Source organism: Achromobacter arsenitoxydans SY8, assembly GCF_000236785.1.
Classification (GTDB): domain Bacteria; phylum Pseudomonadota; class Gammaproteobacteria; order Burkholderiales; family Burkholderiaceae_B; genus Achromobacter; species Achromobacter arsenitoxydans.
In genome coordinates this window covers 1-10,696 of record NZ_AGUF01000015.1, presented here as the reverse complement: position 1 = coordinate 10,696, position 10,696 = coordinate 1, and the positions used below count along the sequence as shown (strand labels likewise).

The 10,696-nt window shown below is 64.7% G+C and carries 6 protein-coding genes and 1 pseudogene; 6 read left to right on the top strand and 1 reads right to left on the bottom strand.

Annotation, left to right across the window (positions count from 1 at the left end; all coding sequences use genetic code 11):
• Together KYC_RS03740 and KYC_RS03735 are read left to right on the top strand one after the other, a co-directional pair.
• Window positions 1–335, top strand: a pseudogene (locus KYC_RS03740) (alpha/beta hydrolase); the annotation flags it as partial.
• Window positions 336–400: 65 nt separating this feature from the next.
• Window positions 401–1,366 carry a Bug family tripartite tricarboxylate transporter substrate binding protein gene (locus KYC_RS03735; RefSeq protein ID WP_008159003.1) on the top strand — a complete coding sequence of 322 codons (966 nt, stop codon included), beginning with the start codon at window positions 401–403 and terminating at the stop codon, window positions 1,364–1,366.
• A 50-nt stretch (window positions 1,367–1,416) separates the two neighbouring features.
• On the opposite strand, the gene KYC_RS03730 is transcribed toward KYC_RS03735, so the two are convergent.
• Entirely contained in the window at window positions 1,417–1,866 is a 450-nt protein-coding gene (locus tag KYC_RS03730) for an Lrp/AsnC family transcriptional regulator (protein WP_008159001.1), read from the bottom strand.
• A 130-nt stretch (window positions 1,867–1,996) separates the two neighbouring features.
• On the opposite strand from KYC_RS03730, the gene KYC_RS03725 reads away from it, so the two are divergent.
• The 4 genes from KYC_RS03725 to KYC_RS03710 all read left to right on the top strand — a co-directional run.
• Window positions 1,997–5,503: an indolepyruvate ferredoxin oxidoreductase family protein gene (locus tag KYC_RS03725; RefSeq protein ID WP_008158997.1), complete on the top strand. Its 3,507-nt coding sequence runs from the start codon at window positions 1,997–1,999 to the stop codon at window positions 5,501–5,503.
• A gap of 305 nt (window positions 5,504–5,808) precedes the next feature.
• Window positions 5,809–8,739 (top strand): ribonucleoside-diphosphate reductase subunit alpha, encoded by a 2,931-nt coding sequence (locus KYC_RS03720; protein ID WP_008158995.1) that lies wholly within the window; start codon window positions 5,809–5,811, stop codon window positions 8,737–8,739.
• A gap of 20 nt (window positions 8,740–8,759) precedes the next feature.
• On the top strand, window positions 8,760–9,959 hold the full coding sequence (locus KYC_RS03715; RefSeq protein ID WP_008158993.1) for a ribonucleotide-diphosphate reductase subunit beta: 1,200 nt from the start codon (window positions 8,760–8,762) through the stop codon (window positions 9,957–9,959).
• Between the two features lie 353 nt (window positions 9,960–10,312).
• Window positions 10,313–10,696: histone H1-like repetitive region-containing protein (locus KYC_RS03710; protein ID WP_008158990.1), on the top strand; the 384-nt coding region annotated here is incomplete at its 3' end.

Below are 10,696 nucleotides of genomic sequence, written 5' to 3'. Positions count from 1 at the left end.
ACCGAAATCCGCTCGCGCTTTTGGCCGCCAGCCCCGACCGCGACGTGCGCGAAGTGGCTCGGCGCCTGTGCGCCGAAAGCCCCCAGGTGCTGAACGACCGCTACCTGCTGCGCGTGGCCGTCGACGCGGCGTCGATCACCGCGCCGGGCCTGTGCCTGGAAGCCGGACTGGACACGCACGACCGGCATCCGCCCGGACAGGACCAGGCCATCGCCCGCCGCTTCGGCTTTTCGCACGCCGTGCTGACCGGACAGCCGCACTGCATGATGTACGCGGACCACTGGCAGGTAAGCGCCGCCGCCATCCTGGACTGGCACCGCGGGCGATTCGGCTGACCCCACCCGACAACAACAACCACGACAACGATAACGACGCGCCCAGGCGCACCCAGGAGACAGACATGACCATTACCCGCTTGCTGCGCCCGGCGTTCGCCGGCGCCTGCCTGTTGTGGGCCGCGGCGTCGCACGCCGCCGGCTGGCCCGAAAAGCCCGTGACGATCATCGTGCCGTCCGCGCCGGGCGGCGCGGCCGACCTGACCGCCCGGACCTTCGCCCAGTACCTGGGCGAGAAAACCGGGCAGACCGTGATCGTCGAAGACCGGCCCGGCGCCGGCGGCATCGTCGGCACCAACGCGAGCAAGAACGCGGCGCCGGACGGCTACACCTTCCTGCTTTCCACCAACTCCACCCATTCGGCCAACCAGTTCCTGTACAAGACGCTGCCGTACGACGCGCAAAAGGACTTCGAGCAAGTGGGCATGCTGGGCACGTTCGGCACCGTGGGCGTCGTGTCGCCGGACAGCCCGTACCGCACCGTGCCCGAACTGGTGGAGTACGCCAGGAAGCATCCCGGCGACGTCTTCTTCGGCTACTACAGCTCGTCCTCGCAGGTGCCGTCAGAACTCTTCAAGCAGCGCGCGGGCATCAACGTCACCGGCGCGGCGTACAAGAACATCACGCAGATCATCACCGACCTGCGCGGCAAGCAGATCGGCTTCGCCTTCGTGGACTACCTGACCGCCATGGGCCAGATCGACGGCAAGGGCCTCATCCCCATCGCCGTGACCGGCGCGCGGCCGCACGAGGCCTGGCCCAGCGTGCCGACGATGGCCGCGTTCTACCCCGACTTCGTCGTGGCGGGCTGGCTGGGCCTGTCAGCCCCCGCCCGCACGCCCCCGGAGATCGTCGCCAAGATGAACGCCTACATGCAGGCGGCGGTGCAGGACGAAGCCACGTCGCGCAAGCTGCGCGCCCTGGGCCTGACGCCGGAGTCAATGGACGTGGCGCGCTTTGACGCCTTCGTGAAGGAAGACACCGCGCGCTGGAAGGAGTGGATCCGGATCTCCGGCATCCAACCCCAATAAACCGCCCGCGCCGCGCGTCCTCTATATATAGTTAGGGGACGCGCGCCGCCCTACAGCGGCAGCCGCTGCTCGTGCTTGATCTCGCGCAGCGCCACGATCGTGCGCGTCTGGCGGATGCCGGGCATGTTGAACAGGAAACGGTGCAGGAAGCGGTCATAGGCTTCCGGGCTTTCCACCAGGATCTTCAGCAGGAAGTCCGAGTCGCCGGTGACCGCATAGCACTCCAGGATCTCGGGCGCGTCGCGCACCGAGCGTTCAAAGTTCTCGACCGTATTGGCGGAGTGCCGCTCCAGGCTGATCTGCGCGAACATGCAGCCCAGCCCGACCTTGCTGCGGTCCACCTGGGCGCTGTAGCCCTGGATCACCCCGCTCGCCTCCATCGCTTTCACCCGCCGCCACACGGGCGCGGCCGACAGCCCTACCTTTTCTGAAAGCTGCTGCGCCGAGGCCCGGCCGTCCTCCTGCAGGGCCTTGAGGATGCCGATATCGGTCTTGTCCATCTGTTTGTCTCCTGGTTTTTGTGGATAACGAAATATTCATTGCGAATTATAGGGATAGCACGATCCAAAAACGCAATAAACCCGATCCCTGGCGAACCTATCATGGTGCGAAATACCAGGAGCTTTCACTATGGACGGGACCCCCGCCTCCGCCCCCGATCTGGACCTCGATTACCAGCTCGCCGATAACCTCACCCGCGAGTCTGGCCGCATCTTCATGACGGGCACCCAGGCGCTGGTCCGCATCATGCTGACCCAGCGCCGGGTAGACCGCGAACGCGGCCTGAACACCGCCGGCTTCGTGTCGGGTTATCGCGGCTCGCCGCTGGGCGGCGTGGACATGGCCATGTGGAAGGCCCAGAAGGCGCTGGACGCCAACCAGATCACCTTCCTGCCCGGCATCAACGAAGACATGGCGGCCACCGCCGTCATGGGCACGCAGCAGGCCGGCGTGCGCGCCGACCGCAACGTCGATGGCGTGTTCGCCATGTGGTACGGCAAGGGCCCCGGCGTGGACCGCGCCGGCGACGCGCTGCATCACGGCAATGCCGCGGGCGCTTCGCGCAACGGCGGCGTGCTGGTGGTGGTCGGCGACGATCACACCGCCGTGTCGTCCTCGATTCCGCACGCCAGCGAGGCGTCGCTGATCGGCTGGCAGATGCCCATCGTGCACCCCACGTCGATCGACGAATACGAGACTTTCGCACTGTGGGGCTGGGCGCTGTCGCGCTATTCGGGCACCTGGGTCGCCTTCAAGGCGGTATCCGAAACCATCGAAAGCGGCCACTCGTTCACGCCTGCCGCGATTCAGTCCTACGCCATGCCGGCCGACCCCGACACGCCGCCCGAAGCGCTGGAGTATTCCGCGCGCGACTTCCTGTCGCTGGCCGTCGAAACGCGCATGAACCTGCGCATGAAGGCAGTCGCCGCGTTCGCGCGCCGGCACAGTATCGACAAGCTGACCTGTCCCGCGCCCAAGGCCACCGTGGGCATCGTCACCGTGGGCAAGGCGCACCTGGACACCCTGGAAGCCCTGTCGCGCCTGGGGGTGGACACCGTCACGGCGAACGCGCCGGTGCGGATCTACAAACCGGGCCTGACGTGGCCGATGGACAGCGGCCGCCTGCTGGAATTCGCGCGCGGCCTGTCGCACATCCTGGTGATCGAAGAGAAAGGCGCGGTCGTCGAAAGCCAGATCAAGGACATGCTGTTCAACCTGCCGGACCGCCCGACCGTCATCGGCAAGAAGGGCCTGGACGGCGAACCGATGGTGCCTTCAGCCGGGCAATTGCGCCCGTCGCTGCTGGCGCAACCGCTGGCTGCCTGGCTGTCGCGCGCAGCCGGGCTGCCGCTGGGCCGCGACCTGTCGTCCTTCGAATGCCAGGCGCCGCTATCCAACGACGCGGACGGCATGCGCCGCCGCCCGTATTTCTGTTCGGGCTGTCCGCACAGCACGTCGACCAAGGTTCCCGAGGGCAGCCAGGCGCTGTCCGGCGTAGGCTGCCACTACATGGCCGCCTGGATGGACCGCGACACCGGCGGCCTGACCCAGATGGGCGGCGAAGGCGTCGACTGGATCGGCCTGTCCCGCTACACCAAGATGCCGCACGTCTTCCAGAACATGGGCGAAGGCACCTACTACCACTCCGGCTACCTGGCCATCCGCCAGGCGGTGGCCGCGCGCGCCAACATCACCTACAAGATCCTCTTCAACGACGCGGTTGCGATGACGGGCGGGCAGCCTGTGGACGGGCCGATCTCGGTGCCCCAGATCTGCCAGCAGCTGCGCGGCGAGAACGTGGCGCGCATCGTCGTCACCAGCGATGAACCCGAGAAGTACCAGGGCGTGGACCTGGGCCCGGGCATCAAGGTCCATCACCGCCGCGAACTGGACGCGCTGCAGCGCGAACTGCGCGAGATTCCCGGCGTGACGGTGCTGATCCACGACCAGACCTGCGCCGCCGAAAAGCGCCGCCGCCGCAAGAAGAACCAGTTTCCCGACCCGGCGCGCCGCATGCTGATCAACAGCGCGGTGTGCGAAGGCTGCGGCGACTGCGGCGTGCAGTCCAATTGCCTGTCGGTGGTGCCGCTGGAAACGCCGTATGGCCGCAAGCGCGCAATCGACCAGTCCAGCTGCAACAAGGACTACTCCTGCGCGGAAGGCTTCTGCCCCAGCTTCGTGTCCGTGATGGGCGGCAAGCCCAGGAAGAGCGCGGCGCCCAAGGCCGATCAGGAGAGGCTGCAACGCCTGATCGACGAGCTGCCGCAACCGGACCTGCCGGCCCTGGACCATCCCTACCGCCTGCTGGTGGCCGGCATGGGCGGCACCGGCGTCATCACCATCGGCGCCATCGTGTCGATGGCCGCGCACCTGGAAGGCCTGTCGGCCGCGGTGCTGGACCTGACCGGACTGGCGCAGAAAGGCGGCACCGTCGTCAGTCACATCCGCCTTGCGCCCGCCGGCGCCTCCGCCGGCCCCGTGCGACTGGACTGGCAGCAGGCCGACGCGGCCATCCTGTGCGACCCGGTGGCGTCCGTGGCGCCGGATTCGCTGGGCGCCCTGCGCCGCGGCCATACCAAGGTCACGGTGAACACCTACGTGGCGCCTGTGTCGGACTTCACGCGTAATCCCGACGCCGCCATGCGTCCCGAAGCGCTGCTGGCCAAGATCCGCCATGCCGCGGGCGATGCCAGCACGGCCGCCATCGACGCGCACGAAGCCGCTCTGGCCCTGTTCGGCGACAGCATCCTGTCCAATATGTTCATGCTGGGCTATGCGTGGCAGCGCGGCGGCGTTCCGCTCTCGCAGGCCGCCATCAACCGCGCCATCGAACTGAACGGCGTAGCGGTCGCGGCCAACCGCGCCGCCTTCGACAGCGGCCGCCTGGCCGCGCATCGGCCGGAGGCGCTGGAAGGCGCGCTGCGCCCGCGCGCCCAGGTCGTGCAGCTGCATGTGCCCGAAACCTTCGAGCGCGCCGTGGCGCGCCGCGTCGAAGACCTGACGGCCTATCAGGACGCCGCCTACGCCCGCGCATACCGGGAGACTGTCGAAGCCGTGGCCGCCCGCGAGCGCGAGCTGGCGCCCGACGCCAAATCGCCCCGGCTGGCGATGGCGGTGGCGCGCGGCCTGTTCAAGCTCATGGCCTACAAGGACGAATACGAAGTCGCGCGGCTCTACACCGGCGATGCGTTCCAGGCGCAATTAAAGGGCCAGTTCGAAGGCGACTACAGCCTGCGCTTCCACATGGCTCCGCCCATCTTCGCCCGCAAGGACCCGCGCACCGGCGTGCCCCGCAAGATGACGCTGGGCCCGCGCACCATGACCGCGCTGAAGCTGCTGGCCCGGTTCAAGGGGCTGCGCGGAACCTGGTTCGATCCCTTCGGCCATACCGCCGAACGCAAGATGGAACGGGCGCTGGTCGTCGAGTACCGCCAGACCATAGACCGGCTGCTTGCCGGACTGACCGGGGACAAGCTTGCGCAAGCGGCTACAATCGCCGCCCTGGCAGAAACCATCCGCGGTTTTGGCCACGTGAAGGCCGCCAACGTCAGCAAGTATCGGACCGAACTGGACCGCTTGATGCAAAGCTATACGGCGCCTGCTCCGCGCGACATACCCCTGCGGAAAACCGCATAAACAGTCGCCGTGAGTGGTCACTGACCTGGGCGCGCCTTGCGGGGCGCGCCTAGTGCATTTGGTTACAATCTTTTGTGGGATTCGTCTTATTCTCTTCTTGTCCCTGTAAACCCCGATCACTAGAATTAGTGTCCAACGCGGGGTGCTACACTATATATTGTGGTCGCCTAAGCGCCGATTCCCGCCGGCCACGCCTTACGGACTAGCCCGTCCGGACGTTGCGACCCCCATTACAAGATCCAATTTCGTACCTGGCATGACGCCGTCATGTCGCTATCTACGCGCTTTTTCGCACAGGAGCTTCCATGCAGACTACGATCGCCTCTGTGACCCGGCCCTCGGCCGTGCCGCCCTCCCAAACCGATTCCCCTGCCAACGCCAACGGCGGGCAATGGGCCAGCTACAACATCATCCGCCGCAATGGCTCGGTGGTCGGGTTCGAGCCCAGCAAGATCGCCATCGCCATGACCAAGGCCTTCCTGGCCGTCAACGGTGGACAGGGCGCCGCGTCCGCGCGCGTTCGCGAACTGGTCGAAACGCTGACCGGCCAGGCCGTCAACGCCCTGGTGCGCAACCGCCCCAATGGCGGCACCTTCCACATTGAAGACATCCAGGACCAGGTCGAACTGGCGCTGATGCGCTCGGGCGAGCACGACGTTGCCCGCGCTTACGTCCTGTACCGCGAAAAGCGCACGCAGGAACGCGCCGCCGCCGCGGCTGCCGAAGACCAGCAGAAGACCGCCGCTGCGCCGCAAGAACATGTGCTGAACGTCACCGACGGCGGCGTGCGCCGTCCGCTGGACGTGGCCGAACTGCGCGCCACGATCGTCGCCGCCGGCGAAGGCCTGGCTGAATTCATCGACGCCGAAGCCATCCTGAAGGAAACGGTCAAGAACCTGTATGACGGCATCCCCGTCGACGAAGTGTTCAAGTCCGCCATCCTGTCGGCGCGCGCGCAGGTCGAAAAGGACCCGGCCTACAGCCAGGTCACCGCCCGCCTGCTGCTGCACACGATCCGCAAGGAAGTGCTGGGCGAAGAAGTCTCGCAGGACGGCATGTCCACGCGCTACGCCGAATACTTCCCCACCTTCATCGCCCGCGGCATCGAAGGCGGCCTGCTGTCGCCCGAACTGGCCAACTATGACCTGACCAAGCTGGGCCTCGCGCTGAACGCTAAGCGCGACCTGCAGTTCGGCTACCTCGGCCTGCAGACGCTGTACGACCGCTACTTCCTGCACATCCGCGGCACCCGCATCGAACTGCCGCAGGTGTTCTTCATGCGCGTGGCCATGGGCCTGGCGCTGCGCGAAACCGACCGCGAAGCCCGCGCCATCGAGTTCTACGAGATCCTGTCCTCGTTCGACTTCATGAGCTCGACGCCGACGCTGTTCAACTCGGGCACGCTGCACTCGCAGCTGTCGTCGTGCTACCTCACCACCGTCTCCGACGATCTGGAAGGCATCTACGACGCCATCAAGGAAAACGCGCTGCTGGCCAAGTACGCCGGCGGCCTGGGCAACGACTGGACCCCGGTCCGCGCGCTGCGCAGCCACATCAAGGGCACCAACGGCGAAAGCCAGGGCGTCGTCCCGTTCCTGAAGGTCGTCAACGACACCGCCGTGGCGGTGAACCAGGGCGGCAAGCGCAAGGGCGCAGTCTGCACGTACCTGGAATCGTGGCACCTGGACATCGAAGAATTCCTGGAACTGCGCAAGAACACCGGCGACGAACGCCGCCGCACGCACGACATGAACACGGCGAACTGGATTCCCGACCTGTTCATGAAGCGCGTCATGGAAGGCGGCGAGTGGACGCTGTTCTCGCCGTCCGACTGCCCCGACCTGCACGACAAGTACGGCCGCGCCTTCGAAGAAGCCTATGTGGGCTATGAAGCCCGCGTCGCCAGCGGCGACCTCAAGCTCTTCAAGAAGATGCCGGCGCTGACGCTGTGGCGCAAGATGCTGTCGATGCTGTTCGAAACCGGCCACCCGTGGATCACGTTCAAGGATCCTTGCAACATCCGCTCGCCCCAGCAGCACGTGGGCGTCGTGCACAGCTCGAACCTGTGCACCGAGATCACGCTGAACACCAACGAATCCGAAATCGCGGTGTGCAACCTGGGTTCCGTGAACCTGGTCGCGCACATGAAGCCGGCCGCCGGCGGCGGTTTCGAACTCGACCACGACAAGATCAAGCGCACCGTGAGCATCGCCATGCGCATGCTCGACAACGTGATCGACATCAACTACTACGCCGTCGACAAGGCCCGCAATTCCAACGCGCGCCATCGTCCGGTGGGCATGGGCATCATGGGCTTCCAGGACTGCCTGCAGATGATGCGCGTGCCGTACGCATCGCAAGCCGCTGTCGAATTCGCCGACCGCTCGATGGAAGCCGTGTGCTATCACGCCTACTTCGCGTCGAGCCTGCTCGCGCAGGAACGCGGCCGCTATCAATCGTACGAAGGCTCGCTGTGGTCGCGCGGCATCCTGCCGCAAGACACGTTGAAGATGCTGCGTGAAGAACGCGGTGGTCATGTCGACGTCGATGAATCGAGCACGCTCGATTGGGATACGTTGCGCGCGCGCATCAAAGAACATGGCATGCGCAACTCCAATTGCATCGCAATTGCCCCAACCGCCACTATTTCCAATATCATTGGCGTATCTGCGTGCATCGAACCCACTTTCCAGAACTTGTACGTCAAATCGAATCTCTCCGGCGAGTTCACGGTCGTTAACGATTACCTCGTGCGTGACCTGAAGAAACTCGGTCTCTGGGACGAAGTCATGGTCGCCGACCTCAAGTACTTCGACGGCAGCCTGTCTCGCATTGATCGCGTACCTTCCGAACTCCGCGAACTCTACGCCACCGCGTTCGAAGTCGAACCGCGCTGGCTGGTTGAATGCGCGTCGCGCCGCCAGAAGTGGATCGATCAAGCCCAGTCGCTGAACATCTACATGGCTGGCGCATCGGGCAAGAAACTGGACGACACCTACAAGCTGGCTTGGACGCGTGGCCTGAAGACCACGTACTACCTGCGCACCCTTGGCGCCACCAGCGCCGAAAAGTCCACGGGACGTGGCGGCGAACTGAACGCCGTCAGCGCAGGCACCCCGTCCACGGCTTCCGCCGTTGCCGCAGCACCTGTTTTGCCGGAACCCGAAGTTCTCGGGGCGGTTTGCACCATGCGGCCGGGCGATCCCGGCTTCGAAGAGTGCGAAGCCTGCCAATAACCGCCTCCGGAGAATGAATCATGATTAATTGGGAAGACGACACCATCGCCACGCAACCTGCACAACCTGCCGCGCCCGCGGCGGGCGGTCAGGCTGCGCCCGAGGTCCGGGCAGCGACTGGCGTATTCGGCGACACCGCCATGCCCACGCCCGCTGCGCCTGAACACGCCGCCGGCCTGGCCGCCAGCGGTTCCGCCACCTCGCAGCGCGTGAAGGTTGCCGACAAGCGCATCATCAACGGCCAGACCGACGTCAACCAGCTTGTGCCTTTCAAGTACAAGTGGGCGTGGGAAAAGTACCTGGCCACTTGCGCCAACCACTGGATGCCGCAAGAGATCAACATGTCGCGCGACATCGCCCTCTGGAAGAACCCGAACGGGCTCACCGAGGACGAGCGCCGCATCGTCAAGCGCAACCTCGGCTTCTTCGTCACTGCCGACTCGCTGGCCGCCAACAACATCGTGCTGGGCACCTACCGCCACATCACGGCGCCCGAATGCCGCCAGTTCCTGCTGCGCCAGGCCTTCGAAGAGGCCATCCACACGCACGCCTATCAATACATCGTCGAAAGCCTGGACCTGGACGAAGCGGAGATCTTCAACGCTTACAACGAAGTTCCGTCCATCCGCGCCAAGGACGAATTCCTGATCCCGTTCATCGACGCGATCGCCGACCCCAACTTCAAGACGGGCACGCCCGAAGCCGACCAGACGCTGCTCAAGTCCCTGATCGTCTTCGCATGCCTGATGGAAGGCCTGTTCTTCTACGTTGGCTTCACGCAGATCCTGGCGCTTGGCCGCCAGAACAAGATGACCGGCGCGGCCGAGCAGTACATGTACATCCTTCGCGATGAATCCATGCACTGCAACTTCGGCATCGATCTGATCAACACCGTCAAACTGGAAAATCCGCATCTGTGGACGCCGGAATTCCGCGAAGAAATTCGAGAACTCTTCCGCAAAGCGGTCGAACTCGAATACGCTTACGCCGAAGACACGATGCCGCGCGGCGTGCTGGGCTTGAACGCTCCCATGTTCAAATCCTACCTGCGCTTCATCGCCAACCGTCGTTGCCAGCAAATCGGTATCGAACCGCTCTACCCGCAGGAAGAAAATCCCTTCCCGTGGATGGCGGAAATGATCGACCTTAAAAAGGAACGCAACTTTTTTGAAACTCGCGTGATCGAATACCAAACCGGTGGCACGCTGAGCTGGGAGTAAGGCAGTTCACCATCAAGCCCGGCGCGGGCACGCACTATCCCTGACGGATGGCGCGTCGCGTTCGCGACAGGCTTGATGGCAATCTCCTGGGTCAGGGTGTCTTCGAACACGTAGAACAAGCGGTAGGCGGTCTGTGATCAGACTGCCTACCGGCGCCATTTGAAATGGCTCGCGCCAAAGGAGCGGGGGCCATATCAAATGGCTGTGCCGAATTCATTAGCGCAAACCGTAGTAGCTGTTGCTCGCACAGAACAGCGGCATGCGCCGATGAATAGCCCGGGCACGATCCGCTTTGTTGGCGGGTCGGGGCACGGGTTTAAGTTCTGGGACCCCTGAACCTAAGGAGCATGACCATGGCAACAGCCAAGAAAGCCGTAAAGAAAGCAGCGGCCAAGAAGCCCGCCGCCGCCAAGAAGGCAGTAGCGAAGAAGGCCGCACCGGCCAAGAAAGCTGCCGTCAAGAAAGTCGCAGTGAAGAAAGTCGCAGCCGCCAAGAAGCCGGCCGTGAAGAAGGTTGCCGCCAAGAAGGCCGTCGCCAAGAAGGCCGCACCGGCCAAGAAAGCGGTAGCCAAGAAGGTCGTCGCCAAGAAGGCGGTTGCCAAGAAGGCCGTGGCAAAGAAGGCCGTCGCCAAGAAGGCGGTTGCCAAGAAAGCCGTCGCCAAGAAGGCTGTAGCCAAGAAGGCCGTCGCCAAGAAGGCGGTTGCCAAGAAGGCCGTCGCCAAGAAGGCCGTAGCCAAG